At 61.8% G+C, this 26,227-nt stretch carries 27 protein-coding genes; 16 read left to right on the plus strand and 11 right to left on the minus strand.

Going from position 1 to position 26,227, the window contains the following annotated elements; all coding sequences use genetic code 11:
• The 4 genes from R3E82_13155 to R3E82_13170 all read right to left on the minus strand — a co-directional run bounded on the left by R3E82_13155 (window position 1) and on the right by R3E82_13170 (window position 3,656).
• Window positions 1-765 carry an enoyl-CoA hydratase-related protein gene (locus R3E82_13155; GenBank protein ID MEZ5551835.1) on the minus strand — a complete coding sequence of 255 codons (765 nt, stop codon included), beginning with the start codon at window positions 763-765 and terminating at the stop codon, window positions 1-3.
• A 68-nt stretch (window positions 766-833) separates the two neighbouring features.
• Window positions 834-1,688: an amidohydrolase family protein gene (locus tag R3E82_13160; protein ID MEZ5551836.1), complete on the minus strand. Its 855-nt coding sequence runs from the start codon at window positions 1,686-1,688 to the stop codon at window positions 834-836.
• Window positions 1,689-1,716: 28 nt separating this feature from the next.
• Window positions 1,717-2,508, minus strand: coding sequence for an enoyl-CoA hydratase-related protein (locus tag R3E82_13165; protein MEZ5551837.1), 792 nt, complete (start codon window positions 2,506-2,508; stop codon window positions 1,717-1,719).
• Window positions 2,505-3,656, minus strand: coding sequence for an acyl-CoA dehydrogenase family protein (locus R3E82_13170; protein ID MEZ5551838.1), 1,152 nt, complete (start codon window positions 3,654-3,656; stop codon window positions 2,505-2,507). Before R3E82_13170 ends, R3E82_13165 begins: the two co-directional genes overlap by 4 nt.
• A gap of 174 nt (window positions 3,657-3,830) precedes the next feature.
• On the opposite strand from R3E82_13170, the gene R3E82_13175 reads away from it, so the two are divergent.
• The 4 genes from R3E82_13175 to R3E82_13190 are packed head-to-tail and all read left to right on the plus strand — an operon-like array spanning window position 3,831 to window position 7,801.
• Window positions 3,831-4,967 carry a hypothetical protein gene (locus R3E82_13175; protein ID MEZ5551839.1) on the plus strand — a complete coding sequence of 379 codons (1,137 nt, stop codon included), beginning with the start codon at window positions 3,831-3,833 and terminating at the stop codon, window positions 4,965-4,967.
• Window positions 4,939-5,403, plus strand: a complete 465-nt coding sequence (locus tag R3E82_13180; protein ID MEZ5551840.1) for an OB-fold domain-containing protein — start codon at window positions 4,939-4,941, stop codon at window positions 5,401-5,403. The genes R3E82_13175 and R3E82_13180 overlap by 29 nt, the downstream gene beginning before the upstream one ends.
• Window positions 5,400-6,248, plus strand: coding sequence for a citrate/2-methylcitrate synthase (locus tag R3E82_13185; protein MEZ5551841.1), 849 nt, complete (start codon window positions 5,400-5,402; stop codon window positions 6,246-6,248). Before R3E82_13180 ends, R3E82_13185 begins: the two co-directional genes overlap by 4 nt.
• The gene (locus tag R3E82_13190; GenBank protein ID MEZ5551842.1) at window positions 6,245-7,801 is read left to right on the plus strand and encodes an AMP-binding protein; all 1,557 of its coding nucleotides are present in this window, start codon (window positions 6,245-6,247) and stop codon (window positions 7,799-7,801) included. The genes R3E82_13185 and R3E82_13190 overlap by 4 nt, the downstream gene beginning before the upstream one ends.
• A gap of 23 nt (window positions 7,802-7,824) precedes the next feature.
• On the opposite strand, the gene R3E82_13195 is transcribed toward R3E82_13190, so the two are convergent.
• Window positions 7,825-8,466: a carboxymuconolactone decarboxylase family protein gene (locus R3E82_13195; GenBank protein MEZ5551843.1), complete on the minus strand. Its 642-nt coding sequence runs from the start codon at window positions 8,464-8,466 to the stop codon at window positions 7,825-7,827.
• Between the two features lie 254 nt (window positions 8,467-8,720).
• Complete coding sequence (locus R3E82_13200; GenBank protein MEZ5551844.1) at window positions 8,721-9,005, minus strand: DUF6316 family protein; 285 nt, start codon at window positions 9,003-9,005, stop codon at window positions 8,721-8,723.
• Between the two features lie 168 nt (window positions 9,006-9,173).
• On the opposite strand from R3E82_13200, the gene R3E82_13205 reads away from it, so the two are divergent.
• The gene (locus R3E82_13205; protein MEZ5551845.1) at window positions 9,174-10,394 is read left to right on the plus strand and encodes an MFS transporter; all 1,221 of its coding nucleotides are present in this window, start codon (window positions 9,174-9,176) and stop codon (window positions 10,392-10,394) included.
• Here R3E82_13205 and R3E82_13210 read toward each other — a convergent pair.
• Both R3E82_13210 and R3E82_13215 read right to left on the minus strand, forming a co-directional pair.
• Window positions 10,384-10,635: a GlsB/YeaQ/YmgE family stress response membrane protein gene (locus R3E82_13210; GenBank protein ID MEZ5551846.1), complete on the minus strand. Its 252-nt coding sequence runs from the start codon at window positions 10,633-10,635 to the stop codon at window positions 10,384-10,386. The genes R3E82_13205 and R3E82_13210 overlap by 11 nt on opposite strands.
• A 5-nt stretch (window positions 10,636-10,640) precedes the next feature.
• Window positions 10,641-11,579: an alpha/beta hydrolase gene (locus R3E82_13215; GenBank protein MEZ5551847.1), complete on the minus strand. Its 939-nt coding sequence runs from the start codon at window positions 11,577-11,579 to the stop codon at window positions 10,641-10,643.
• A gap of 177 nt (window positions 11,580-11,756) precedes the next feature.
• On the opposite strand from R3E82_13215, the gene idi reads away from it, so the two are divergent.
• The 4 genes from idi to R3E82_13235 are packed head-to-tail and all read left to right on the plus strand — an operon-like array spanning window position 11,757 to window position 15,706.
• Entirely contained in the window at window positions 11,757-12,359 is a 603-nt protein-coding gene (gene idi / locus R3E82_13220; GenBank protein MEZ5551848.1) for an isopentenyl-diphosphate Delta-isomerase, read from the plus strand.
• 57 nt (window positions 12,360-12,416) lie between these two features.
• Window positions 12,417-14,354 (plus strand): von Willebrand factor type A domain-containing protein, encoded by a 1,938-nt coding sequence (locus R3E82_13225; GenBank protein MEZ5551849.1) that lies wholly within the window; start codon window positions 12,417-12,419, stop codon window positions 14,352-14,354.
• Window positions 14,278-15,015, plus strand: coding sequence for a sigma-70 family RNA polymerase sigma factor (locus R3E82_13230; GenBank protein ID MEZ5551850.1), 738 nt, complete (start codon window positions 14,278-14,280; stop codon window positions 15,013-15,015). The genes R3E82_13225 and R3E82_13230 overlap by 77 nt, the downstream gene beginning before the upstream one ends.
• A complete protein-coding gene (locus tag R3E82_13235) occupies window positions 14,999-15,706 on the plus strand; it encodes a hypothetical protein (GenBank protein MEZ5551851.1) in 708 nt (235 codons plus the stop codon). Before R3E82_13230 ends, R3E82_13235 begins: the two co-directional genes overlap by 17 nt.
• Here the strand turns inward: R3E82_13235 and R3E82_13240 are convergent.
• A complete protein-coding gene (locus R3E82_13240) occupies window positions 15,692-16,567 on the minus strand; it encodes an EamA family transporter (protein MEZ5551852.1) in 876 nt (291 codons plus the stop codon). The genes R3E82_13235 and R3E82_13240 overlap by 15 nt on opposite strands.
• Before the next feature lie 31 nt (window positions 16,568-16,598).
• Complete coding sequence (locus R3E82_13245; GenBank protein MEZ5551853.1) at window positions 16,599-17,993, minus strand: MATE family efflux transporter; 1,395 nt, start codon at window positions 17,991-17,993, stop codon at window positions 16,599-16,601.
• Between the two features lie 319 nt (window positions 17,994-18,312).
• Here R3E82_13245 and R3E82_13250 point away from each other — a divergent pair, with 319 nt between their 5' ends.
• The 5 genes from R3E82_13250 to R3E82_13270 all read left to right on the plus strand — a co-directional run bounded on the left by R3E82_13250 (window position 18,313) and on the right by R3E82_13270 (window position 23,249).
• Window positions 18,313-18,729: a rubrerythrin family protein gene (locus tag R3E82_13250; protein MEZ5551854.1), complete on the plus strand. Its 417-nt coding sequence runs from the start codon at window positions 18,313-18,315 to the stop codon at window positions 18,727-18,729.
• Between the two features lie 104 nt (window positions 18,730-18,833).
• Window positions 18,834-20,162, plus strand: coding sequence for a heterodisulfide reductase-related iron-sulfur binding cluster (locus R3E82_13255; protein MEZ5551855.1), 1,329 nt, complete (start codon window positions 18,834-18,836; stop codon window positions 20,160-20,162).
• Between the two features lie 2 nt (window positions 20,163-20,164).
• The gene (locus R3E82_13260; GenBank protein MEZ5551856.1) at window positions 20,165-20,746 is read left to right on the plus strand and encodes a DUF3501 family protein; all 582 of its coding nucleotides are present in this window, start codon (window positions 20,165-20,167) and stop codon (window positions 20,744-20,746) included.
• Between the two features lie 137 nt (window positions 20,747-20,883).
• Window positions 20,884-22,089, plus strand: coding sequence for an acyl-CoA dehydrogenase family protein (locus R3E82_13265; GenBank protein MEZ5551857.1), 1,206 nt, complete (start codon window positions 20,884-20,886; stop codon window positions 22,087-22,089).
• A 65-nt stretch (window positions 22,090-22,154) separates the two neighbouring features.
• Window positions 22,155-23,249 carry a DUF3089 domain-containing protein gene (locus tag R3E82_13270; GenBank protein MEZ5551858.1) on the plus strand — a complete coding sequence of 365 codons (1,095 nt, stop codon included), beginning with the start codon at window positions 22,155-22,157 and terminating at the stop codon, window positions 23,247-23,249.
• A gap of 17 nt (window positions 23,250-23,266) precedes the next feature.
• Here the strand turns inward: R3E82_13270 and oxyR are convergent, their stop codons facing one another.
• A complete protein-coding gene (gene oxyR, locus R3E82_13275; GenBank protein ID MEZ5551859.1) occupies window positions 23,267-24,148 on the minus strand; it encodes a DNA-binding transcriptional regulator OxyR in 882 nt (293 codons plus the stop codon).
• A gap of 107 nt (window positions 24,149-24,255) precedes the next feature.
• Here oxyR and R3E82_13280 point away from each other — a divergent pair, with 107 nt between their 5' ends.
• Together R3E82_13280 and R3E82_13285 are read left to right on the plus strand one after the other, a co-directional pair.
• Window positions 24,256-25,545, plus strand: coding sequence for a hypothetical protein (locus R3E82_13280; GenBank protein ID MEZ5551860.1), 1,290 nt, complete (start codon window positions 24,256-24,258; stop codon window positions 25,543-25,545).
• Window positions 25,538-26,209: an RNA pseudouridine synthase gene (locus R3E82_13285; GenBank protein ID MEZ5551861.1), complete on the plus strand. Its 672-nt coding sequence runs from the start codon at window positions 25,538-25,540 to the stop codon at window positions 26,207-26,209. Before R3E82_13280 ends, R3E82_13285 begins: the two co-directional genes overlap by 8 nt.
• Window positions 26,210-26,227 lie beyond the last annotated feature (18 nt).

The following is a 26,227-nucleotide window of genomic DNA, read 5'->3' on the forward strand; positions in this document are numbered from 1 at the left end:
TTATCGTCGCTGTTTCGAATAAAAGGCCGCTACCCGCTCGCGATGATCCGCACTCTGCAGACACTGGGTCTGCGCGAATATTTCAAAGTCGAACTCAGCCGCCATATCACGATCGACAGAACGACGGACGGCACTCTTCGTAAACGCCAGTGCGCGCCCGGGGCCGGCAGCCAGACTGCGGGCCAGTTCCACAACAGCGGAATCGAGATCAGCTTCCGGCACCATGCGCGAAATCAGACCAATGGCCTGAGCTTCGGCAGCATCGACGAACTTAGCTGTCATCATCATGTCGGTGGCGCGTCCGAGCCCGATCAGTCGAGGCAGGAAATAACCGGCCGACATGTCGCATCCCGCCAGGCCGAGATTGACGAACGGCGCGCAGTAACGGGAGCTGTCGGTGCCAATTCTGAAGTCACTGGCCAGGGCCAGACCAAGCCCGCCTCCGACCACGTTGCCGTGGCACCGCGCGATGACCGGTTTCTGTATCGCCGCAATCAGGCGAATGGGATCCAGATATCGATCCACAATGCGCTCCCATTCCTCAGGGGTTCGATCGATCATCTGACCGATGTCCGCACCCGCACAGAAGGACCGACCCGCACCGGCAAGCACCAGAACGGCAACGGACTGATCCTGCACGGCCGCCTCAAGGGCGCCGATCAGGGCTTCGAGCATGCCGATATCGATCGCATTGAGCTGATCGGGACGATTGAGCGTCAGCGTCAGCACGCCGTCTTCGAGTTGTTGAGTCAGATGTTCAGACATGATGCTCCCGTAGCCGCTCTGTGAGTTGTTTGAGAATTCCTGCGCGGGGCACAGGACCTGGTGGTCGATCAGACCGACAGTCGCAGGGCCCGCACCACATTATCGCGTACCAGCTTTCGATAGATTTCGTCGGAAACACCGAGTGCCTCCAGCTCGGTCAGGGTGCGATCGAATCCCAGCAGCGGATAATCGGTAGCCCAGATCATCTTGTCCTGTCCCCAGCCTTTGGCAAAATCGACCAGCGACGCAGGCCACTGGCGTGGTCCTCGCGCTGAAGTCTCCAGATAGACATTGGGGTGTTTCCACGCCAGGATCATCATCTCCTCGTGCCAGGGCTGACCCACATGGCAGCCCAGGATGACCAGATCGGGAAATGCCAGTGCCACTTCGTCAAGATAGATGGGCCGGCCACACTCGGAGGGCAGCAGCGGTCCGGTATGCCCTACCTGAAGTGCAACGGCAACTCCGAGCTCCACGCATTTCATATAGACAGGCCAGTAGTGTTTATCGTTTGGCGGCAGCCCCGTCATGCCGTCCCCGTTCATGTAGGGTTCGAGCCGAATACAGACCATGCCCAGTTCTTTGACGAGATACTCCACCTCCCTGGCGACTGCCATGGGCTTCTGCATGACGTTCACAGCACCTGCGCCAATGAAGCGTTCCGGAAAACGGCTGACATAGTCGGCCACTTCCTCATTGGTGAGCACCCATTCGCCCATGTAGTGAAATGACGACAGGATCAGACGATCGACACCAGCACTGTCCATCTCATCAATCAGCGCTTCTATGGACTGACCTTCCAGCATGACCGCCGGTGAACGGTATTTCCGGAAAATGTGTTTGAACTCATCCGGCCAGCGCTGAGCTCCTTCCGGGGTGATGTGAGTAGCCCAGGCATCGATGGCAATTCGGGGTCGGGTCATGTTGTACTCCTGTCCTGTAGTTAGCTGTTCAACGGCCGTGGAAAACGGGTGTGCGTTTCTCGACGAAGGCCCGGATACCTTCCCGGGCGTCGTCGCTCTGCCGCAGGGGTTCGGCATGAAACTGTTCGAGGCGCAGCGCCTCACCAAGCGTCAGCGACAGCCCCTGATACACCGCATCCCGTGCGGCTCGAACGGCCAGCGGGCCGTTCGCCGCAATCTGCTGCGCAATCCGCAGAGCTGTCGCAAGCAGCTGGTCAGCCGCGACGACGTGATTGACCAGTCCCCAGCGATGCGCCGCTCCGGCGTCAATGGGCGCTCCAGTCAGGATCATCTCCAGAGCGATGCCCGTCGGCAGCAGCCGCGGCAGCCGTTGCGTGCCTCCGGCACCGGGCAGAATGCCGCGAGTGACTTCCGGCAGCCCAAAGACGGCATGCGCCGCAGCGATGCGGATGTCACAGGCAAGTGCGAGTTCCAGACCACCGGCAAGACAGGTGCCATTGATCGCAGCAATCACCGGCTTGCGGGGATCAAAATTTCGAGTCAACGCACCCAGGCCGGGTGAACGTTCGCCCAGCTCCCGTCGTTCGCTGGCCGTCATCGACTGGTAGTAGCTGCCCAGTTCCTTGAGATCCGCACCCGCGCAGAACGACACATCGCCGGCACCCGTGAGCACCGCTACGCGAGCTGCCTCGTTGTCCCTGAACTGCTCCCAGACCTGCTGAAGCGTTGTGCGCATTTCGGCATTCAGCGCATTGCGTTGCTCGGCCCGGTCCAGGGTGACAATCAGCACCTGATCGCGCAGTTCGGTGCGCACGCTCATCGGCTTTCAGCCACCAGATGCTCCGCCCGGGCGATGATGTTGCGCATCGTTTCGCTGGTTCCCGCACCGATCGTGAGCGCCAGAGAATCACGGTAAAGACGACCGATCAGACACTCTTCCATGTGGCTCAGCCCCCCCTGAATCTGGGCGCACTCACGTGCCGTATCGAGAGCCATCTCGGTGGAAAACAGTTTTGCCATCGAAATCAGCGAGTTTGCCGGTTCACCTTTGACGTACGCATCGATGGCGCTGTAAGTCAGCGCCTGGGCGGCTTCCAGACTGGTCAGCACATCCGCCAAACGATGCTGCCAAACCTGAAAACCGAGCAGCGCCTGTTGAAAAACCCTGCGGTCGTGACCCCACTTCCGCGCTTCTTCAAACAACAGACGCGCCTGGCAACAGGCCATGACGGACAGCACCAGGCGCTCGCCCTCGAAGCCCGCCATGATCAGAGGGAAGCCACCGTTTTCTTCACCAACGAGGTTCTCTGCCGGAACCCGGACGTCGTCAAAAAACAGCTCTGCCGTGTCCGAGGCGTGCGTGCCGATCTTCTGCAGACGGCGCCGGGTCAGACCCGGGCTGTCGGCCGGTACCACTATGAGCGAGATACCGCGGTGTCCAGGCCCGCCTGTGCGAACGGCTGTGGTGATGTAGTCAGCAATCGTGCCGTTACTTATGTAGAGCTTCGAGCCATTGATGACATAGTCCTCACCATCGCGAACTGCACGTGTAGCAAGTGCAGCTACATCACTGCCTGCACCCGGTTCGGACACGCCGAGCGCGCCGATCAGCTTGCCTGCAGCAGCTGCGCGCACATATCTGTCCTTCAGCGCACGGGAACCGCCACGATCGATCACCTTGGTGGCGAATTCCGCATGCGCCATGACCGCCACCGGCACACCGATCGACCCGCATCTCATCAGTTCTTCGAGCAACACGGTGGTGAACCAGAAGTCCTGACCACCACCACCGAACTCCGGCGACAGCCGCACACCGAGATAGCCGAGTTCGGCCAGGCGGGTGAACAGCGCCCGCGGCACCTCACCGTCACGTTCCCATTGCTGGACATTCGGTTTGATCTCCCGCTCCACCAGATCCGCCACCGCACGGCGCAGCAGTTCGTGCTCTTCGGTCAGGGGTAAGTTCATGACAGGCCTCGATGTCGGGTTCGGCAATCCGGCGGACGATAAATGAATACAATTTGGTAATCAAGTATTACTCAGTAATCGAATGATGTTTATACTCTCTTCGCCGTGTCGAGGAACAGGAATGAGGCGACCAGGTCAGGACCAGACAAGCCCGAACGCAAACGGCTTTGAGGAATGAAGCGGGAGGCCGTCATCGGCGGTATCGGTCACACCGCATTCGGCCGACTGCCCGAGCGCAGCGCCTTCGATCTGGAAATTGAAGCCTGCCGCAGAGCGCTGGCCGACGCCGGCCTCGCTCCGGGTGACGTCGACGGCCTGATCACCGATCCAGGCCCGGCTCAGGGCATTGTCGATGGCATTACTCCGCACTATCTGGCACTCGGTCAGTACCTCGGTCTGAATCCGGACTATGTCGGCTCGGATATTCTCGGCGGCGCAAGCAGCGCGGCGATCATCCAGCGCGCCGTTCTCGCCGTCGAAGCGGGCCTGTGTTCGGTGTGTCTGTGCGTCTACGGCGATTCGGCACTGTCCGCCCCGGGATCGTTCAACTACGGCCGCGGTGATGATGCGGTGTTCGGGCTATTCGGCGCCGTTGGCGTTCACGCCCTCGCCGCTCGCCGTCATATGCACCGCTGGGGCACCAGACCCGAACACCTGGCGGCTGTGGCCATCGCCGCCCGTGCGCATGCAGCCCTCACCCCCCACGCTCAGAAGCGTACTCCCTTGACGCTTGCCGACTATCACGCCGCACCTGCAGTGGTGGAGCCATTGAAACTTCCCGACTGCTGCCTGGTGTCGGATGGTGCTGCCGCGGTTGTGGTGGTGTCGGCAGATCGGACTGCGGACCTGAAACAGGCACCTACGCGCATCCTCGGTCATGGTCAGGCCAGCAGTCTGTCGACCTGGTCATCGCCGGATCACTTCGAGCAATTGCCTGCTGCCCGTTGCGGACCGGCGACGTTCGCGCGCGCCGGGGTTACACCTGCCGATATCGACCTCGCCATGCTCTACGACTGCTTCACCATCGTGGTGCTGATGCAGCTCGAAGACTATGGCTTCTGCGGCAGAGGAGAATCAGGCCCGTTCGTTGCGGAGGGGCGGATCGGACCCGGTGGCTGTCTACCGGTCAACACCAGTGGCGGCCTGCTGTCAGAGGGGTACGGCGGCGGCATGCTGCACGTGATAGAAGCCGTCCGCCAGCTGCGTGGCAGCGCCGGAGATCGGCAACTCAACGACCCCGAACTCGCTCTGGTGAGCGGCCACGGCCTGGGTATGAACACCCATGCGACCCTCATTCTCGCGCGCCAGTAGCGGTGATTTCGTGAGCCAGTCTTTCCCACCGACGCATCCGCTGCCTGCGACGAACGGTTTTACACAACCCTTCTGGGAGGCCTGTCAGCAGCGTCGGCTGACTTTCAGTACATGCAGGCAGTGTGGACACCGATTCCTGCCCGGCGCGCCCGTCTGCCCGCAATGCTGGTCTGGAGAAATCGCTGCCAGTACGGCATCAGGCACAGGGCAGGTGTTCAGCTTCGCCATCTACCGGCGTACCTACCATCCAGCCATTCCGGCACCCTACATCATCGCTCTGATCGAACTGGACGAAGGTCCGCGCCTCGTTTCCAACATAGAGGATTGCCCGTTTGATCAGGTCGCCGTCGGCCTGCGGGTGCAGGTCCGTTTCGACTCGGTTCAGGGCTTTCTGCTACCCCGCTTTGTCCCCCTGGGAAGGAGATCATCCGTATGAAGGACCTCGAACAGACCCGGAGCACACCCCGGCGGCGGATCGGCGACTACGTTGCCTCGGGCGACTGGCACGACTACTGGACTACCCGGATAAGCAGTGCAGAAAACGGCCATATCAACGTGCGGGGTTATCCGGTCGAGGAGCTGATCCGCGGTACGACCTACACCGAAGCTGCCTTCCTGATCCTCACCGGTGAACTGCCCGACCCGCGCGAAGGCGCTCTGTTCGATCTGGTCCTGCGCAGCGCCATGGATCAGCAGTTCATCAGCGCTGCGGCGGGCGCGGCAAGATTCACTGCCTCGGCGTTCCCGGAATCGGCGATACCTGCGCTTGCCAGCGGCATCCTGGCAACAGGATCTGTCACCGGCTCGCCCCAGCAGCCTGCTGAAATGCTGATGGAGACGGTCTCCTGGGGACTCCCTGCGAGCCAGGCGAGTGAGCGCGCGCTGGATCTGTGGCTTGCGCGTCAGGGCAGTGTCCCCGGACTTGGACATCCTCTGCACAAACAGGCGGAACCTCGCGCTGTCACGGTCCGTTCACTCGCCCGGGATCTCGACGGCTGGGGCAAACACGGACTCCAGCTGGATGCCATAGAGTCCGCTCTCGAAATCCGCAAAGGCCGGCGCATTCCCATCAACCTGGCCGGAGCAATCGGTGCGGTGCTGGCCGATCTCGGATTTGATCCTCTGGTGATCGGCGGACTCGGCGCGCTCACCTATGGCATGGCGCTGCTTGCGCACATCACCGAAGAGATCCGGGAAGGCGTGCCGCTGCGCATCATCCCCGAAGCACTCGGCGCTCACTACTCGGGTCCAGCCGAGCGACATCTTGGAGACGGATCGTGATTCCACCCTACTCGCACTATCCCGCCCGGGCCGCCCGGCACTGGCCGGACCGGATTGCCGTGGTCGATGGGCAACGCAGCTGTACCTATGCAGAACTCGACGCACGCGCCACGGCGATGGCGATCACGCTGCAGCAGCAGGGCCTGAGAGTGGGCGATCGGGTTGCCGTGCTGCAACAGAACCGCCTCGAGTACGTGCTGGCGGTTATCGCAGTGGCCAGAGCAGGCGGGGTCCTGGTACCACTGCTCGGGGCACTCACGGCCACCGAACATCGGCACATCCTGCGCGATTGTACTGCGGCCTTCGGCATTGCGCTGTCACCCGAGCGTGCACCGCATCTGCGCGATGTGGCGGATGGCACCCTGAGGCTGCTCGCCTTCGGAGCCGTTCCCGACATGGTGAATCTGAATCTCACCCAGCCTGGTGATGCCATTGCGCTCGAACCGGTGGACCGGCCACCAGCTGAGCTTGCGCAGATCCTCTACACGTCCGGCACGACCGGACTGCCGAAGGGCGTAACCCACAGCTACGCCAGCGTGGCGGCTGCAATGAATTTCTGGGCCCAGACTTTCGATCTCGGAACCGACGACGCGCTGCTGGGGCAACTGCCGCTCAGTCACTTCGGTGGTCGTGCAATGGACAGCTGCTGGGTCGCCGGTGCGCGTCTGGTGATCCTGCATGAGGCGAAGCCGGCGCTCATCCTGCAAACCATCGCCGAACAGCGCATCACCATGATGCTGGTCGTTCCGACTCTGCTGCGCATGTTGCTCGACGACTCCGCCGCGGCTTCCTGCAATCTCGACAGCCTGCGGGCCGTCGTCTATGCCGCCTCCCCCGCCGCGCCCGCACTGGTGCAACGGGCTGGTGAGCGGCTCGGATCGGTGCTCTATACCGGTTTCGGTCAGACCGAGGCCTATGGACTCAATACTCTGATGGGACCCGCAGAACACGATCAGGCTTTGACCTCTGCCGGCAACCGCCTGTCCTCGGTCGGACGACAATGTCCCGCGGCCCAGGTTCGGCTATGCGATGAATTCGGTACAGACGTACCACTGGGTGAGGTAGGCGAGATCTGGGTCTGTGCCCCCTGGACGACGCCGGGTTTCTGGCAGCGACCCGATCTCGACGCACAGCGCCTCCAGCGGGGCTGGCTGCGAACGGGCGATCTCGGCCGGATGGATGATCAGGGATACATCTACCTCGCCGATCGTCGCGAGGACATGATCATCTCCGGCGGCTTCAACATCTATCCCGCCGAGGTCGAGAACTGTCTGATGAACCATTCCGCAATCGCCGAATGCGGTGTGTTTTCGGTTCCCGATCCCAAATGGGGAGAAGCCGTGCATGCATCCGTGGTCCTCCGTACGGGGGCTTCGGCAACAGCGGACGAGATCATCGAATTTGCCCGTCAGTCACTCACCCGCTACAAGGTTCCCAAAGAGATACACATCGTCGATCTGTTACCGAAAACCGCGGTCGGTAAGATTCTGCGCCGCGAGTTGAGGGCTCCGTTCTGGGATAAATCGCAGAATGCCATTCATGGACCGGAATGAGCGCGCCGACCGCCGTTACCTGATCAATCCGAACTGTCCTGATCCAGCGCCCCGAATATGTCTCCCGAATCCTCCGGTGCGGGTATTTCGGTGATCCGCTCCGGCACATTGTCGTATTCGAGTCGCAGCGCCCGGCACATGGTGGCGTGCATGTCGTACATGCAGGTGATGTAGGTCAGCTCGAGGATTTCTTCGTCGCTGAGGTGCTCCTTGAGGGCGTCGAACAGATCGTCCGGAGTGCGGCCACCTTCGAGAACCAGACAATCGGTGTAGGCAAGCACCATCCGCTCGATAGGGCTGAAGCAGTCCGCGATCTGCCAGTTGGGAATCGCCTCGATCTGTTCTTCTGAAAAACCCAGGTAGCGCATGGATTTGCAGTGCTGGGAAAACACGAACTGACTGCCGCGCGCATAGCCGGCCCGGGTCTGGCCCAGTTCCCGCAACTGTGGTTCCAGTGATCGTTTCGGACTGCGGTAGAGTCGAAACCCCGCAACGCTGTGCTCAAAACAGTCCGGCACCAGAGCGAATACCGTCCACCAGTCGCCCGGGGTTCCGGTGTCCGTACCTGGTTCCGCGACCGGGTCCCGGTCACCGAAAAGAAAACTGTACATGCGCTGGATCTCTTCCGGCGCTTCTTCCTTGCTGACCTGGCGTAGTCTGGGCATATTTCGGCTCCTGATGCAGGCGTGCACGAGTGCACACCTGCACTGGCGAATGCGCGCTCCGGGGAACGTGCGCTTCTGGGAGAACGCGCGCTGCGAAGCACTCCGTCCCGTTGAACGCTCATTATGGTGCCCGCAGCAGCGGATGACTACGGAAAAGGGGAACTTGAGGACGCGCGCTGCGCTGGCTCCAGGCAATCCTGCCCGCGCCTGCGCGAACTTCGTGCGGACTGCTCCGCTCGGTCCGCCAGGGTGAATCAGTGGGCGATGGCGTGGGTGAAGCTCGGTGTGAGAGGACGGCCCATCGCATAGGAGTCGAGTACGAACTCGCGGATCACCGACAGTGAGCCGTCTCCTTTGCAACCGCGTTCCCGAAGCAGCTCCTTGAGCATGCCGGCTTCGATTTCCGCCTCGAACTGGGAGTCGTACGGGCCGACATCCACCCCCTCCCGGGTGTGGAAGAACCACTTGCCATCGCTTAAGAAGACACGTTCAGAACGAAACCATGTCTTGCGTTTTTCATTCTCGCGTACTGCATGCATAGTGCTTGGCTCGCATTCGAATCAGGACGGAGTGTCAGGTCTGGCCTGCGCAGAGTCTGTAGTCCAGATGTGAAGGATTCCACACTTTTTTTCGACGACTTGTAGGCCTAACTCTTTGTAAAACAATGTTTTTTTCATGTTCTGACTAACAAGGCAACCGCTGTACCCATGCTCCCCGCCCCGCCTCCGAGATCCGCCTTCCCCTGGTACCTGGCCAGCTCCGGCCTGTGGATGGCCGGCATCAGTCTGCAGGGATTTCTGTTTACCTGGCTGCTGATCGGGGTGCTGGAAACTCCGGCCGCTGCTGCCGGAGCGGCGCGTTCCATCGCGGAATTTCCGCCGCTGCTGGTTCTGCTCCTCGGTGGCCTGCTCGGCGACCGAATCGAGGGGCGTCGCTATCTCGGCGCGATGCACCTGCTGATGGCACTGCCTCCCCTGCTGATCGCTGCCGTATACCTGGCCGGTCTGCTCAACTACTGGTGGGTGGTGGTGTTCGGCATCCTCACAGCGAGCATTCAGGCGCTCTCCGATCCGGCCAGACAATCGGCCCTGAGTCGGGTCGCCCTGCTGGACGTGCAGCGGGCGGTGACGGTGATGACCGTGTTCACTTCCCTGGTAGGCATCGGCGGAATCTATCTCGGGGGCAATCTCGAACGCCTCGGACTGGGGCCGGTGCTGCTCGTGCAGTCGGGCCTGTTTCTGCTGGGTCTGATCGCCGTTGCGCACCTGCCCCGAATGCCCATACCCGCTGCGGCGGCGATGCGGCTGCGCGAAGGACTGCAGACGCTCTGGCAGGTACCACTGATCCGCAACATCATCGGCTTGAACCTGCTGTCGAGCCTCTTCAACGCAGGCGCCTACATCATCGCCATCCCTTTTATCGTCAAAGCGGTTTATCTGGGCGGCGCAGAGATGTTCGCCACGGTCATGATCGTGTTCACAGCGGGCAGTGTCGGATCGAACATTCTGCTGCTGTTCTTCATGCCGCTGCTGCGACCGGGACGACTGTTTCTCTACATGCAGCTCACCCGGATCGTCGTGCTCGGGATACTCATGCTGCAGCCCGAGCCCTGGCTGTTCTACTTCATGATGTTCTGCTGGGGACTGAACATGGGTGTTACCACGACGCTGGTGAGGGCCACTGTGCAGGAGCTGGCACCGCCCGCAGCACGGGCACAGATACTGTCGGTGCTGCTGCTGAGCTTTCTGGTGTCTTCACCCTTGAGCTCACTGCTTCTGGGTCTGCTGATCGCAGAGACCTCCCCGCTGGATGCCCTGCTGCCCGGCATCGCAATTTCTCTGCTGATCTTCCTGCTCGGTGCCAGGAGCAGCGGACTGTGGGACTACCGCTCGACCGGACTGCCGCTGCAGCTGCCTGTCAAAACCTGATAAGGCGGTACGCGGCGAGCAGAACCACCGCCCCTGCGGTGGCAAGGGCGAGGCTTTCCACATTGAATCCGGAGACACTGCCCAAACCCAGCAGTGAACCTCCGTAGCCACCGATGAAACTGCCCGCCAGACCGATGCCGATCGTGACAAACAGCCCTCCCGGATCACGGCCCGGCAGGATGAGTTTTGCGGCCACGCCGACCACGAGACCCACCAGCAGCCAGGAAAGCAGGCTGAGCATCGGTCTCAGCGCCCTTCCGGTACGGTCAACGCAACCGTCGCATCGGCATCGATGATGAAACGGGCAACCAGTTGTGGATCCTGCATTGGAATGAAGTGCGTAAGGTGCGGCAGATATACATCCCGGCCCTTCGGAAACGCAGCGGCGACCTTCTCCCAGGTCGGTGAACGGGAAAAGTCCATCGCATCCGACGCAGCGGGATCCCGGCCCCGCGCACGCAGCACGACAACCGGAATATCGATGCCGGGCATCAGATCGTGCACATCGGTCCCGGTGTTGCCCAGATAGACCGATGCTTCTACCAGCGGCGGGCAGGCCAGTTCGAAGCCCTCGCCGCTGGCTGCGGGAACCACACCGTACTGGCAGTAATCGCGCAGTACCTGATCCTTCCAGAGCGCGAATGAGCCCCGATCCGCGAAGCGCTCATACATTTCTTCCCAGGACGCCCACTGGTTACGGCGCTTCGACACCGGATGATCTTCGGGCCCCTGAAAGCCCCGGTAGCGATCGGTGGCATAAGCATCGGGCTCAAATATGACCGGATCCACCAGCAGCAGGCGCTCAAAGGCACCCGGCAGCCTGGCACAGACCTGCACCAGCGCATGGCCACCCATGGAATGCCCCACACCGATCGCATGCTGCAACCCCAGATGCTCGACCAGCTCCGTCACATCCCGGGCGAAACTCGCCCAGACATAAGGTGGCACACGCTCACTGCGGCCATGACCGCGCATCTCGACCGCAAACACATGGAAGTCCGGGGGAAGTGCTGCAACCACCTCATCCCAGCAGCGCGCGTGAAAACCGGTTGCGTGCACCAGGAACACCGGTTTGCCGCCCGGCTCCCCCCACTCGAACCAGGTGAGTCGGGCACTGCTGCCCTGAAAATCGTGCCGCGTGGGCTCTGTGCGCCCTGCGGGCACCGGCCTTTCTGTGCCTGTCATGTTCCTCCTCGGACCAGGTCTGAGCGATTCGTAAGCCCGCGAATTTACAGCATCACTGGCTGTCGGGACTGGCTTCGCTGGCGCATGGTAGCCGAGATTTCGGTACACTGCCTGGCCCCGGGCTGCGGCGCCGCGGCAGGTTGGCAGGGGGCGGTAACAGCAGGTCAGAATGGAAGATTGAATCAGGCATTGAACAACCCTCACAACCAGTCCCAGACCAAGGACGAAATCGTATCCTCCGAGGCAGAGCCGCTGATCCTTGTCGATTCGAACGATCAGGAAACCGGATTCCTCGACAAATCCGCCTGTCACGACGGCGCCGGTATTCTCCACCGGGCCTTCTCCCTCTTCATCTTCAATCCCGCCGGTGAACTGCTGCTGCAGCAGCGTGCGGCGGAAAAAAGATTGTGGCCCGGATACTGGTCCAACAGCTGCTGCTCTCATCCCCGCAGGGGGGAAACCATGGACCTGGCCGTACGCAGACGCCTGCAGCAGGAACTCGGCATGGCGGCGGATCTGCAGTTCACCTACAAGTTCGAATACCAGGCCCGGTTTGCTGATCTGGGTGCCGAACACGAACTGTGCTGGGTCTATGTCGGACGATCCGACCAGGAGCCGGTCATCAACGTGACCGAAATCAGCGACTGGCGCTGGGTTGACCCGGCCCGCCTGAGCAGTGCCATAGCCGCCGATCCGGACTCCTATACGCCCTGGCTGATCATGGAATGGGAGCGCCTGAACCGGGAATTTCCCGAGCGGCTGCCCGCCAGAAAAATTTAACCCCTTTCTCCCGGCTCGCACGTTGTTGGTAGTGAATCCACAACCTGAGACCCGACCATGTATTTCCAGAAACCACGCCTTACCTGTGTACACCAGCTCATCCTGCCGCTGACCCTGGTGGTCAGCATCAGCGCCTGCAGCTCATCTGAAGTACCCGAACCCGTGGACGACGGTCCACCGATAAGCCAGCACCCGTCCGTTAAACCCACGGAAATCGCGAATGTTCGACTGCCAGGAACCGAGGAGGAAAAGCATCAGGCCGGACCGCCAACGGTATCGCCTGCGCCACTCCCACCCCCCCAGTCCGCAGCAGAAATCCGTCCGGATCCGGCACGCACGCGCAACGAAGCAGACGCGGCCACCAGCCGGGACAGCGCAGTGCGGCTGAGCATCGCGAAACAGATGGCCGGCATGCAGTCGCATGGGGACGTTCGCGGGCTCGAACAGCTGCGTGCGGCTCAGCAGCCTCAGGACCGGGAGTCCTACACCCGTTTCGACATCAACCCGGTCCATCTGGTACGCACCGATCCCGTATCCACCTTCTCCATTGACGTCGACACGGCCTCATACAGCAACGTTCGCCGCTGGCTCAACGACGGCAGCCTGCCGCGACAGGACGCGGTCCGCGTGGAAGAACTCATCAACTACTTCTCCTACCAGTACCCGGTACCCGACGGGGAAGACCCCTTTGCCATCTATACCGAGGTTGGACCCAGTCCCTGGCACGCGGACCGGCGCCTGCTGCACATCGGCATCAAGGGCCAGCAGCCCGCCGGGAACCCTGCCGCCAATCTGGTATTCCTCATCGATGTCTCCGGTTCCATGCAGAGTCAGGACAAGCTCGGTCTGCTGAAGTCGGCGCTGAAGCTGCTGACCGCACAACTCGACTCCGCCGACCGCATCGCCATCGCCGTCTATGCCGGCGCAGCAGGCGCGGTGCTCTCCCCCACTGCAGGCGACCAGCGCGCGGTCATAGACGCCGCCATCGACAGCCTCACCGCGGGCGGGTCCACCAACGGTGGCGCCGGTATTGCGCTCGCCTACGCGATGGCCCGGCAGAACTTTCTCCAGGACGGCGTAAACCGGGTCATTCTCGCCACCGATGGCGATTTCAATGTGGGCACCACCGATCAGCAGGCCCTGAAAAACCTTGTGGAAACAGAGCGGAAAAGCGGTGTGGCGCTGACCGTACTTGGCTTCGGCAGCGGTAACTACAACGATGCGCTCATGCAGGAGCTGGCGCAGAACGGTAACGGCAACGCAGCCTACATCGACACCCTTTCCGAGGCCCGCAAAGTACTGGTGGACGAGCTCGCTGCAACGCTCCACACCATCGCCAGCGACGTGAAGATTCAGGTTGAATTCAATCCGGCCACGGTCTCCGAGTACCGGCTGGTAGGTTACGAAACAAGGCATCTTGAGCGGGAAGATTTCAACAACGATGCAGTAGACGCCGGTGACATCGGCGCCGGTCACAGTGTCACTGCACTCTACGAGATCACCCTGGTGGACAGCGGTGGCCACTTCATCGATCCACTGCGGTATGGCGACCCGCTGCAAAGCGACCCGCTGCGCGACAACGGCCGCAACACCAGCGGAACCGGTTCACCGAGCCGCGAGGCCGGGAGTGCAGACGCCGAACTCGCGTTCATCAAGCTGCGTTACAAGGCCCCCGGCAGCCAGTCGAGCCGTCTGCTGACACGAGCCGTACACCGCGCCACGATCGCCAGCACGCTCGCCGCAACCAGCGAGAATTTCCGCTTCGCCGCGGCGGTCTCCGCCTTCGGCCAGCTGCTGCGCGGTGGCGAACACACCGGATCCTTCAGTTATGCTGATGCCGCAGCGCTGGCCGCTGGCGCCAGAGGCGAAGACCTCTTCGGCTATCGCGGAGAGTTTCTGAACCTGGTTCGCACGGCAGATGTACTCGCCGCCAGCAGGGTTGCCGCCGGCAAGCTCACTGACGACGCAGACGCCGCCGGAATCGCCGGGACGTGAACCCAGAGAGGATCTGAAAGTAACGGACTCCACGGACAATGCGGCCCCGCCCTCCGGCGGGGCCGAAGATGAAGCCCTGTTTGCCGCCTACAACAGGGGCGATGCGGACGCCTTCGATACGCTCTATGCACGCTACAAGGGCGCCCTGTACCGCTATTTCCTGCGGCAGGTCGATCGGGATGCAGCCCACGACTGCTACCAGGCGCTCTGGCTCAAAGTGATCGACAATCGACTGCGCTACCGGCCCGATGCGCCGTTCAGACACTATCTGTACACCCTGGCTCACAACGTACTTATGGACCACCACCGCAAAAACCGCCGGCTTCTGACAGACGTTGACCTGTCACAGACCGGCCTGTCCGATCCGGACAGCACCCAGGTCGAGGTCTCCCTGGCGGATATGCCCGGACAGATTCATACCGCCGGTTCAGATCCGGCTCTGGCAGTGGATGGCCAGCGCCTGCTGGACGCGCTGCATGCACTGGTACGGAACCTGCCGCTGCATCAGCGCGAGGTCTGGCTGCTGCGGCAGGAGACCGACCTGTCGCTGGAGGAAATCGCTGAGGTCACCCGGGCGACTGCGGAAGGTGTGAAGAGCCGGCTGCGTTACGCCAGAGACAAACTCAAAGCCGGGATGGCTCGCTATGCCGAAAGAAACTGATCATCTCGAAACGCTCTATCGCGAGGGCGCCACCGAGCAGCCGCCCGAAGGCATCGATCGCGCCATCAGCGCCGCCGCGCGAAGCGCGCTGCAACCCTGGTACCAGCGCCGCGGACCGCTGACAGGAATCTCCACGGCCGCCGCCCTGCTGATCGCGGCGGGTCTTGTGAGTCTCCAGTATCTGCCTGTGCAGGAGGGGCCCGTCGCCACATCCCCCGGTCCGGCCATCGAGTTCGAGCACGCCGGAAATCTGAGCGCGACCGCAGAGTCAGTCAGCGACGATATCGGTGCCCCAGCTGCCGAGGTCAGGCGCGAGCGCCCCGGGCGTGAGCGTGCCCAGGATGATTCGCCGCCTGCTCCAGTCACCCGCAAAGCATCGGCGGTCGAGTCGCTGCCGGCTGCTGCGCCAGCGGAAAAGACACTGGCTGTCTCCGGCATGAGGCAGTTTGCAGAGATCAGGGCTGACGCCGAAGCAGATTCCCCGACCTGTGAACTCTCACCGTACTTCGACGGCAGGGTGTATGAAATCCTCCCTACAGGAGAAAGGTCACCCCGTGTTCTCAGCGAAGGTCGGCAATGGCAGTGCCGCGACGGGGCCTGGGAACCTGTGGACGACCGCCAGGATACCGCGGATGCGGTTGCTCCCCTCGAGAACTCCCCGTCCCCGGAAGCCCGCTCAGAGCAGCAGTAAAACCCCGGCCACAATCAGTCCCGCTCCGGCGAGGTCCCGCGCATGCACCTGTTCTTTGAAAAACCACACAGACGCTGCGAAGGTAAACAGCAGCTCGACCTGTCCCAGCGCCCGGACCAGCACCGCACTGACCAGAGTCATGGCGGTGAACCAGGCCACGGATGCCAGGGCTCCGCTCAAGCCCACCCACACCGAACTGCGCCAGCTGCCCAGCACCCGGCCGATTTCCCCGGGCTCACGGGCCCACAGATAGACACCCATCAGCAGTGACTGCAGCGTCACGGTCACCGCAAGCGTGGTACCCGCACGGATCAGGAATCCGCCATCCGACAGGGACAGGGCGGCCGCCCGATAACTGACGGAAGCCAACGCAAGCCCGGTTCCCGCGAGCAGACCCAGCACCAGCGCTCGCTGACCATCGCGGATTGAACCGATCCGACCCCGGGTGGAAAGGATCACGACCCCGAAAAAGCTGACGATCACACCGCTTACGGTAGACAGGGTGAGGGCATCCCCAAGCAGCACCAGACCGACCAGCCCGGTCTGGGCGACTTCGGTTTTCGAAAAAGCCGTGGCCACGGCGAAATTACCGTGGGAAAAGGCGGCGACCAGCAGGGACGTGGAAGCGATCTGGGCGACACCGCCGAGCACACAATAGCCAAGAAACGTCCAGTTCAATTCCGGCATCGCCTGGGCGCTCAGCAGCACGGCGAAATACACCCACACAAAAGGGAGTGCGAAACAGAAGCGGGTGTAGGCCGCGCCGTTGCTGGACAGCGCACGCATCGCCTGCTTCTGCAGCATGGAGCGGACGTTCTGCAGGAATGCCGCAGCTATGGTGATCGGGATCCAGGCTTCCATGGGACCTCAGATGAGCAGGATAAGAGCGCCGCTAGCGCGCTGAGAATTCGAGAATGCGATGGCGCTGCACAGACAGCCAGCGGTAGCGCACAAGCAGTACCACCGCTGCAACAATCAGGCCCGCCAGCAGCCCCACCCAGAAGCCGCGCACCCCTTCGAATTCCTCTGGTCCCACCCACCCGAATCCGACCAGCACACCGACCGGCAACCCCACCAGCCAGTAACTGATGATGGCGACCCACATGGGCGTACGGGTGTCCTTGAAACCGCGCAGCGCGCCCAGCGCGGTGACCTGTGCGTCGTCGAAGAACTGATAGAGCACAACGAACAGCAGCAGATCCATGGCCAGCGTCACCACGGCAAACTCCGTACTGTACAGACCCACGATAAAAACGCGTGTCGAAAACACCACGGCCGCCGCCAGCACGGCGAATCCCAGGGAGAGACCGATGGCCAGCCAGCCGCTGCGTCGCGCGGCAGCAAGATCCCCTGCGCCGACATTGAAGCCAACGCGTATCGACACTGCCATGCCCAGGGCAAGGGGTACCATGAACGTCATGCCGCCGACATTGCCGGCTATCTGATGCGCAGCCACACCCTCGACTCCAAGACGGCCGATGAGCAGGGTCACAACCGAGAACATCGACATCTCGAGAAACATGGTCAGGCCGATGGGCAGACCGAGACGCACCAGCCGCAGGATGGCTGTCCGGTCCGGCGGACTGAAGCGGCTGAAAACCCCGATAGCGCCAATCCGGGAATAGACGATCACCAGCAGCATCATCGACAGCTGATAGGTCATGACCACCGCGCTGGACCAGCCGCAGCCCTGGCCTCCAAAGGCGGGGATGCCAAGACCTTCATTGCCGTAAATGAAGAGATAGTTCAGCGGGATCTTGAGCAGCAGAGCCGACAGGGCGATCAGCATGGCCGGAAAGGTCCAGGACAGACCTTCGCACAGATAACGCAGCGTGAAGTATCCGAGCATGGGCAGCACACCCCAGGAAAGGGCCTGGAGATAGTCCACCGCAATGGGAATCGCCCGCGGGTCCACACCGATCAGGTGGTAGAGCGGTTCAACGTTGTTAAACAGCAGTATCAGTGAGAGGCCGCCGACCAGCGCAATCCAGAACGCCTGGCGGACCACTTCGCCGGCTTCAGACTCCCGGCCACCGCCGTGCAGTTGTGATACGGAAGGGGTGAGGGACATGATGACCCCGGACAGCAGCAGCACGCTGGGCCAGTAGAAATTTCCCCCCAGGGCTACGCCGGCGAGATCCGCAGAACTGACCCGGCCGGCCATCATGGTGTCTGCCACGCCCATGCCCATCTGGGCAATCTGGGTCAGCATCATGGGCATCGCCAGCCGCAGCAGCAGCCCGGTTTCGTCCAGCAGACTGATTTTGCCTCCGGCGCGGTCGCTCATCGGACCCTCTTAAGCTCTGTTTGTGTGAGTGGCAATGCGAATGATTGCTGAACAGGTGAATTTAAAAGGGCTTCGAATTTCCGGCTTTCAATAGCCTGCGACTATCATCACGATAGCCACAATCGAATAGATCGACATCCCTGAGGGCTTATACTGCCCGGGTTGCCTGATCATGGCGACTCGAACATCGACAGTAACTCGAAACTCGACAGTGACTCGAAATTCGACAGTCTCGAAATTCGACAGTAATGAGGCAGTTGAGTAGAAAATTACTCAACCAGCCCGTAGTTTGACAGTGGACAGAAAGAAGGACGCAAACATGGATCTGAAGGACAGCAACACTCTGCAGAATCTGAAAGACGCATTCGCCGGTGAATCCCAGGCCAATCGCCGCTATCTTTACTTCGCCGCAAAGGCGGACGTGGAAGGAGAAAACGACGTCGCCGCGGTGTTCCGCTCCACCGCAGAAGGTGAGACCGGCCACGCCCATGGTCATCTTGAATACATGGAAGCGGTTGGCGACCCGGCCACCGGTCTGCCCATCGGCAGCACGTCCAACAATCTCAAGGCCGCCATCGCCGGTGAGACTCACGAATACACCGACATGTATCCCGGGATGGCGAAAACCGCCCGCAAGGAAGGTTTCGAGGAAATCGCCGACTGGTTCGAGACTCTGGCGAAGGCTGAACGATCACACGCCAACCGCTTCCAGAAAGCCCTGGACGCGATGGCCTGATCCGGCCCCGGGAGCCGCGCGGCCCGACCGGACCGCGCTGTCTCCCATGAGAAGACACGGGGCCGGCAATGGCCCCTTTTTCATCCATCTTCCGGAGTAACCCTGTGAAAGAAGGCAATCTGCAGGCGCCCGACCGGCAGCCGCTGGACTGGAAGAACCCGCAGTTCTACGACAAAGACGATCTCTACGGCGAACTCGAACGGGTCTTCGACATCTGTCACGGCTGTCGCCGCTGTGTGAGCCTGTGCCACTCCTTTCCGACCCTGTTCGATCTGGTAGATGAGTCCGACACCTTCGAAGTGGATGGTGTGGATAAAAGCGACTACATGAAGGTCGTTGATCAGTGCTATCTCTGCGACCTGTGCGCAGAGACCAAATGCCCCTATCTACCCCCCCATGAGTGGGCGGTGGATTTCCCGCATCTCATGCTGCGGGCCAAAGCCTACAAGTTCCGCGAAGGGGACACCCGCTGGCGCGACCGGCTGATCACCAGCACCGATCCGATTTTCGACACCATCAGCACACCGGGCCTGACCGGGCTCGCCAACGCCGCCGCCGGGTCGAAAACACTCCGCACACTGGGGAACGTCCTCGCCGGGGTGCATCCGCAGGCCCCATTGCCGACCTTCCACAGCCGCACCCTGAGCAGGCGGGTCGCCGACCAGGTGGGTTCGGAACTGGAAACTGTCGCCTGCACCCGCACCACCGGAAAAGTCGCCATCTATGTCACCTGCTACGGCGATCACAACGAACCGCAGATGGTCGAGGATCTGATCAGCGTGCTGAACCACAACGGCATCCCGGTAAAGGTCCTCAAAGACGCAAAGTGCTGTGGCATGCCGAAACTCGAGCTCGGCGACCTGGGCAGAGTGGAAAAGCTGAAAGATGCAAACCTTCCGCTGTTCCTCAAGGCCATCGACGAAGGGTATGACCTTCTCGCGCCGATCCCTTCCTGTGTGCTGATGTACAAGCAGGAACTGCCGCTGATGTTTCCGGGGGATGCAGATGTCGAAAGAGTCGAGAGGGCGTTCTTCGACCCCTTTGAGTACCTGATGCTGCGCCATAAAGCGGGCCTGGTGAAAACGGATTTCAAACAGCCCCTGGGCAAGGTTGCCTACCACGTGGCCTGTCATCAGCGGGTGCAGAACATCGGCATGAAGACCCGGGATTTTCTGCAGCTCATCGATGGCACCGAGGTTACCGCGATCGAGCGCTGTTCGGGGCACGATGGCACCTACGCCATCAAGTCTGAGACACACGAGATCGCAAAAAAAATCGCGCGTCCTGTGGTAAACCGGGTACAGCAGGCGGAAGCGGACAGCTTCGGATCCGACTGCCCGATGGCGGGGCGGATGATCGCAGACGGACTCGACGACGGAGATCGACACGCGGAACACCCGATCACCATGGTGCGCCGCGCCTACGGAGTATGAGCATGCGCAAACTCGACAAAGCCAGTCTCTGGAGCCTGGAGCAGTACGCTGAGCAACGGCCTGCTTTTCGCGCCGAGGTCATCGAGCACAAGAAACCCCGGCGCGTCCCGGTCGGCGCTCACGCAACCTTCTACTTCGAGGACTTCCTCACGATGAAGTATCAGGTTCAGGAGATGCTGCGCGTGGAGCGGATATTCGACGCGAAGGAGATTCTTGCCGAGCTGGAAGCCTACAATCCGCTGATTCCCGATGGCCGCAATCTCAAGGCAACCTTCATGATCGAGTATCCGGACCCGGAAGAACGTCGAGTGGCACTCGGCAGACTGGGCGGTATCGAAGACACCCTGTGGCTGCAGGCCGAAGGCCAGCCGCGGATCCCCGCCATCGCCAATGAAGACATGGAACGCAGCAGGGAAGACAAAGCATCTGCGGTGCACTTCCTGCGCTTCGAACTGGACGATGGCACGATCGCGGCTTTCAAAGCCGGAGGACGGGTGCAGCTTGGCATCGACCACCCGCAGCTGAAGGAATCGGTAACTCTCACCCCTGACCAGCTCCAGGCCCTGGCTGCAGATCTCGACTGAACAGCGATTTCCAGCGGACCGCGTTATCCGGAGCCGCTGGTCCCCTAAGGAGATCCCCGGAGGGAAGTGGGTATTGCAGATCGCTACGCTGAGTGACACCGTCGCCCTGCGGGCGTCGCCATGCGAGCCAGGTTACTGTGCACTCTGCTCTGCCACCCGAGGCTGTGGACTTCCGCAACCGGGTTCGGGCGTTTCTCGACAATAAACTGGATGATGATCTGCGCCGCGCATCCCGTCTGACCACCGGCGTCTATACCCACATCGAAGCCGGACAGCGCTGGTACCGGATTCTCGCGGAGCAGGGTTGGTCAGCGCCCACCTGGCCTGTCGAATGGGGTGGAACCGGCTGGAGCGATCTGGAACGCTATCTGTTCAGCGTGGAGTGTTTCCGCGCCGGTGCGCCCCTGCTGTTCAACATGGGGGTGCGCCACATCGGCCCCCTCCTGATTGCAGAAGGCAGCCGTGAGCAGCAGCGCCGCTACCTGCCCCGCATCCTCAGCGGTGAGGATGTCTGGTGTCAGGGCTATTCCGAGCCTGGCGCTGGTTCGGACCTGGCCTCCCTGAAGTTGAAGGCCCGCCGCGACGGCGACGACTACGTGCTCAATGGTTCCAAGATCTGGACCACCGGCGCACATTTTGCCACCCACATGTTTGCACTGGTCAGGACATCGGATCGACGCAGCAAACAGGAAGGCATCACCTTCCTGTTGCTGTCGATGAACAGCCCCGGGCTGACGGTAGAACCCATCCTCAGCATCAGCGGTGACCACGAGTTCAACCAGGTGTACTTCGACCAGGTACGGGTTCCTGTCGCCAACCGGGTCGGTGCTGAGAACGATGGCTGGCAGGTAGCCAAGCTCCTCATGCAGCACGCCCGTTCGAACAACGTCAATACGGGCTGGGTGCACGAAGCCCTGGCACGTCTGCGCAGACTGGTGGCTCAGGAGACCGACGGCCATGGCAGCGCACTCGCCGCCGAGCCGGGGTTCGCGCGGCGACTCAACGAAGCAGAAATCTTCTTAAGCCGGGTCGAGGTGCTCGAACTGCGGGTGCTCGCCGCCACACAGACCGGAGCCAGCCCGGGCGCGATCTCTTCGGTGCTGAAAACCCTCGGCTCCGAGGTGAAGCAGCAGATCACGGAGCTGGCTGCTGAAGCCGTCGGCTACTACGGCCTGCCGTTCCAACCGCAAGCCCTCGATCCCTTTGCGGGACAGGCGCCCATAGGACCCGCAGCGGCCATCACCGCAATGCCCACCTATCTCAATGAGCGCGCCGCCACCATCTACTCTGGCGCGAGCGAAATTCAGCGGGACGTGCTGGCAAAACGGGTACTCGGACTCTAGAGACCCCTTAACAGGCCTGCCGGTCCACCTGCTACCATGCCCGCTCGCCCCGGGCCGGTCTCATCATGTTCAAAAAAGTTCTGCTTGTCGTCGCCGTACTCACTCTGATCACCCTCACCATGGGTTATCTCTTCCGTGCCGAACTCTCCATGGCGCTGATCGCCACACAGATCAAACCCCAGACGGATTTTGATCCGGCACTGGCACCCGCTGCCCCGGACTACAGCACGGCAGACGCCTGGGCGGCGCTGCCGGACAGGCGCGATCCTTCGGACGATCACCCCATCGAATTTACCCTGGCGGAAGACACCCGGGGTGTGGCTGTGTTTTTCGTCCACCCAACCAGCTACATGAGCAAAGCGAACTGGAATCAGCCCCTGGACGACACGGACGCCAACTGGGTGGTGGACAACCGGGTGCTGCGTCATCAGGCCTCGGTGTTCAATGGATGCTGCGACGTTTATGCCCCGCGTTACCGGCAGGCCACTTTCTTCTCGTTCATGGACAATGGTGTTAACGGCACCGCCGCACTCGACCTTGCCTACAGCGACGTCTCACGCGCCTTCGATGCCTTCCTGGAACGCACAGACGGGCCATTCATTCTGGCCGGTCACTCCCAGGGAACTGCTCATGCCGCCCGGCTGCTGCGGGAACGAATCTCGGGCACCGCGCTGCAGTCTGAACTGATCGCCGCCTACCTGATCGGATTCTCCATCGCCAGGGATCAGCTCGGCGAAGTGCCTGTATGCACCAGTGCAACCCAGACCGGCTGCGTGATCGGCTGGAATGCGGTAGAGGGAGACGCCCGGGGCGTGTTCGGCGATGTCCCCAATCTGGTGTGCACAAACCCCCTGAGCTGGGTGGCGGATGGGGGTTATGCCGGTCACTCGCTCAATGCCGGCGGAGTCGGCTATCCCTCCTACGGCCGTCCGGCTGAGGGCGAGGATCCGACCCTGATGTCGCTGGAGCCGGAGGCTGCGGATGCCATATGCGACGAGGGCGTGTTACAGGTGCGGCAGCTTCGCTCCGAGTCCTTCCCGTCGAGAATGCCAGGTGACAGCATGCACGTGTATGACTACAGCCTCTTCTACGCAAACCTCCGCAGCAATGCTACAGATCGGGTAAATGCGTTTCTGTCCACGTCTTCAGAAGACGCCTGACCCGTTCGCAACCGCAATCACTGCATGGTCCGCTCAAGCAGCTCCCCGAGCATTTCGATCAGTGCCTCCCGGGTGGAAGATTTACGCCAGCACAGACCCACATCCCTGTACGGGGGTTGACCTCTGAAAGGCAGATAACGCACGTTGCCTCCCGTCCTGGCCGGTACCGCGAGTTTCGGCATCAGCGTGATGCCAATGTCCGCCGCCACCATCTGGCGCAGGGTTTCCAGGCTGGTGGCACGGAAGTTCGTGTTCTCAACCGCATTGTGAGATTTGCAGATTTCCAGCGCCTGATCCCGCAGGCAGTGCCCGTCTTCCAGCAGCAGCACCTGCTCATGGTCGAGATCGTCCAGTGTCGCCGACTTGCGGTTCGCCTTCGGATGATCCCTGGAAACCGCCATCAGAAAAGGCTCGCGATACAGACGCCGCTCCACGATCTGATCGTCGCCCACCGGCAGCGCAAGCACGACCGCATCGAGATCACCATCTTTGAGCTGCCGGGTGATCACTGCAGTCTGGCCTTCGGTCAGCTGGATCTTGAGCTTGGGCAGGGCCTTACGGATCGGCATCAGGATCCGCGGCAGCAGATAGGGTGCCACCGTCGGAATAATGCCGAGTCGGAAGTCACCACCGAGCGGGTCCACGTGTTCTTCGGCCATGTGCACAAGCTGGTTCACCTCCCGCAGAACCCGGCGCGCCTGCTGGACGATGCCTTCGCCCACCGGGGTGAGCATAACCCCCCGGTTATTACGTTCGATTAAAGTGACATTGAGTTCTTCTTCCAGCTTCTTGAGCTGGGTGGAGAGGGTGGGCTGACTGACGAAACAGGCGTCCGCCGCCCGGCCGAAATGCCGGTGTTCGGCCACCGCCACCAGATATTTCAGATCCCGCAGGTTCATCGTCGTCTCACTCCTGGTACAGCTGCCCGCGCAGCCACTGTTCACCTACCACGCGCTCATTGGAGCGGCTATGGTACTTGGACCGGCTCCTTAAGAGGGTGAATGCCATGATCACACGGCGCAGAATGCTGATTGCCACCGCTGCCGCTGCAGGAACCAGCGCTGCCACTACAATTCTCGCCGCCGCCCCGGACAGCCGTACCGGAACCGCAGCAGAGGGCAACATGCAGAACATGCCATCCAGTCAGCCGGCTTCCCTGTTCCAACTCGAAGCGGACATCCGTGCCTGGGATGCCATTGAAGATCACCGCACCGGCAGCCCGGGTGATCTCAGAACCGCACGCTGGCTTGCCTCGGAAATCGAAAAAGCCGGGGCAACACCTGAAACCGTCGAGTTTCCATTGACCCGGCGCATACCTCTGCGCGCGTCGGTGAGCGACGGAGCGAATCGTGTCGGCGGACTGCCGCTGTTCGACAGTGCCGTCACCTCGATTCAATTGACTGCCACTGCCGGTGCACTCGGCAGTGACGCTCAGATCGCGGTCACCCGGTTCGGACCCGTCGATCGGGATCCCCGCACCATAGCCCTGCATGAGGCGCGAAAGAAGGATTCCCACCAGGCCATCATCGCCATCGCAGCGGGCGATCAGATCGCGCCGGGACTGGCGGTGGTGAACGCGGAAAACTTCCGCACCCCGTTCGGCCCCGCAGTGATTCAGGTGCCGACCGAGTCCGGCGCCTGGATTCAGCAAGCCGTGGCAGCAGGGCGCGCCCTGACCGTCGATATCGAGACGCAGCTGGAGAACACAACCGCCAGCAACGTTCAGACCCGTATAACGGGCCGCCGACCCGAGCTGCCAGCCCTGATCATCATGACACCGCGCAGCGCCTGGTGGACGTGTACGGCGGAGCGCGCGGGGGGCATCGCTCTGTGGCTCAACGCCATCCGCTACTTCGCGCATCACCCGCCCGATCGCACTGTGATCTTCACCGCCAACAGCGGCCACGAACTCAGCCATCTGGGACTGGATCACTATCTGGAATCCGCGCACAGGCTGATCGCCGCCGCACACGTCTGGGTACACCTGGGCGCCAATTTCGCTGCGGTGGCTGCACCGATCCGCTTTCAGGCTTCGAGCAGCGAGTTGCTGGCCGAAGGGCTTGATGCGCTCAGAACTGAGGGTATCACCGACATCGAAACCACCCCGGCGGGCACCCGACCATTCGGCGAGGCACGCAACATCCATGATGGCGGAGGCCGCTACATTTCGCTGCTCGGCAGCAACCGCTGGTTTCATCATCCGGCGGATCGGTGGCCGGATGCGGTTGACATGGACAAAGCCGCACGGCTCAACAAGGCCATGCAGACACTAGTGATCGCTCTCAGCCGTGGTTGAGATTCTCTATCAGGATGATGAACTGGCGGTTCTCAACAAGCCTGCGGACGTTTCCCTGCTCGCTGACCGCAGCGGCGCCGACAATCTCTGGGACCATCTGCCTGATCTGCTCGGCCGTAAACCCTATGCGGTGCACCGCCTGGACAAACCGACGAGCGGTGTGCTCCTCATCGCCCTGGATCGTCAGACCCAGCAGACACTGACCCGGGCCTTCACCGCTCGTCAGATCCGCAAGTTCTATCTGGCCTGGGTCACCGGACAACCACCGGATGCCGGCGTCATCGACCTGCCCCTGCGCAAAGGCCGTAAGAGTCGCTACCGGGTGGCCGGGCCCCGCGAGCAGATCACCCTGGCGGGCGGAAGCTGGGTGCTGGCTTCAGGTACCACGATGGACCCGGAAGGGCATCCCAGCACCAGCCGGATGCGGGTACTGCAGCGGAAATCCGGGCGCAGTCTGGTGCTGCTGCAGCCGCTGACGGGCCGCACCCACCAGCTGCGGGTCCATCTTGCCTGGATCGGCTATCCGATCCTGGGGGACCAACTCTACGGCGCACCACTCGCGCCTGCCCAGCAGGCAGACCGGCTGCAGCTGCACAGTCACCGGATCGTGCTGCCCGACGGCCGCAGTTTCGTGGCCAGGCAGACGACGGACTGGTTGCCCTGAAACATCCCAGAGGTGCAC

The sequence above is a fragment of the Pseudomonadales bacterium genome (assembly GCA_041395945.1).
In the GTDB taxonomy this organism is placed as follows: domain Bacteria; phylum Pseudomonadota; class Gammaproteobacteria; order Pseudomonadales; family Azotimanducaceae; genus SZUA-309.

What these genes read in the sequence shown, in the direction of transcription:
- R3E82_13155 (MEZ5551835.1), bottom strand. Translation starts at nt 765, where the DNA reads ATGTCTGAACATCTGACTCAACAACTCGAAGACGGCGTGCTGACGCTG.
- R3E82_13160 (MEZ5551836.1), bottom strand. Translation starts at nt 1,688, where the DNA reads ATGACCCGACCCCGAATTGCCATCGATGCCTGGGCTACTCACATCACC.
- R3E82_13165 (MEZ5551837.1), bottom strand. Translation starts at nt 2,508, where the DNA reads ATGAGCGTGCGCACCGAACTGCGCGATCAGGTGCTGATTGTCACCCTG.
- R3E82_13170 (MEZ5551838.1), bottom strand. Translation starts at nt 3,656, where the DNA reads ATGAACTTACCCCTGACCGAAGAGCACGAACTGCTGCGCCGTGCGGTG.
- R3E82_13175 (MEZ5551839.1), top strand. Translation starts at nt 3,831, where the DNA reads ATGAAGCGGGAGGCCGTCATCGGCGGTATCGGTCACACCGCATTCGGC.
- R3E82_13180 (MEZ5551840.1), top strand. Translation starts at nt 4,939, where the DNA reads ATGCGACCCTCATTCTCGCGCGCCAGTAGCGGTGATTTCGTGAGCCAG.
- R3E82_13185 (MEZ5551841.1), top strand. Translation starts at nt 5,400, where the DNA reads ATGAAGGACCTCGAACAGACCCGGAGCACACCCCGGCGGCGGATCGGC.
- R3E82_13195 (MEZ5551843.1), bottom strand. Translation starts at nt 8,466, where the DNA reads ATGCCCAGACTACGCCAGGTCAGCAAGGAAGAAGCGCCGGAAGAGATC.
- R3E82_13200 (MEZ5551844.1), bottom strand. Translation starts at nt 9,005, where the DNA reads ATGCATGCAGTACGCGAGAATGAAAAACGCAAGACATGGTTTCGTTCT.
- R3E82_13205 (MEZ5551845.1), top strand. Translation starts at nt 9,174, where the DNA reads ATGCTCCCCGCCCCGCCTCCGAGATCCGCCTTCCCCTGGTACCTGGCC.
- R3E82_13210 (MEZ5551846.1), bottom strand. Translation starts at nt 10,635, where the DNA reads ATGCTCAGCCTGCTTTCCTGGCTGCTGGTGGGTCTCGTGGTCGGCGTG.
- R3E82_13215 (MEZ5551847.1), bottom strand. Translation starts at nt 11,579, where the DNA reads ATGACAGGCACAGAAAGGCCGGTGCCCGCAGGGCGCACAGAGCCCACG.
- R3E82_13225 (MEZ5551849.1), top strand. Translation starts at nt 12,417, where the DNA reads ATGTATTTCCAGAAACCACGCCTTACCTGTGTACACCAGCTCATCCTG.
- R3E82_13230 (MEZ5551850.1), top strand. Translation starts at nt 14,278, where the DNA reads ATGTACTCGCCGCCAGCAGGGTTGCCGCCGGCAAGCTCACTGACGACG.
- R3E82_13235 (MEZ5551851.1), top strand. Translation starts at nt 14,999, where the DNA reads ATGCCGAAAGAAACTGATCATCTCGAAACGCTCTATCGCGAGGGCGCC.
- R3E82_13240 (MEZ5551852.1), bottom strand. Translation starts at nt 16,567, where the DNA reads ATGGAAGCCTGGATCCCGATCACCATAGCTGCGGCATTCCTGCAGAAC.
- R3E82_13245 (MEZ5551853.1), bottom strand. Translation starts at nt 17,993, where the DNA reads ATGAGCGACCGCGCCGGAGGCAAAATCAGTCTGCTGGACGAAACCGGG.
- R3E82_13250 (MEZ5551854.1), top strand. Translation starts at nt 18,313, where the DNA reads ATGGATCTGAAGGACAGCAACACTCTGCAGAATCTGAAAGACGCATTC.
- R3E82_13260 (MEZ5551856.1), top strand. Translation starts at nt 20,165, where the DNA reads ATGCGCAAACTCGACAAAGCCAGTCTCTGGAGCCTGGAGCAGTACGCT.
- R3E82_13270 (MEZ5551858.1), top strand. Translation starts at nt 22,155, where the DNA reads ATGTTCAAAAAAGTTCTGCTTGTCGTCGCCGTACTCACTCTGATCACC.
- oxyR (MEZ5551859.1), bottom strand. Translation starts at nt 24,148, where the DNA reads ATGAACCTGCGGGATCTGAAATATCTGGTGGCGGTGGCCGAACACCGG.
- R3E82_13280 (MEZ5551860.1), top strand. Translation starts at nt 24,256, where the DNA reads ATGATCACACGGCGCAGAATGCTGATTGCCACCGCTGCCGCTGCAGGA.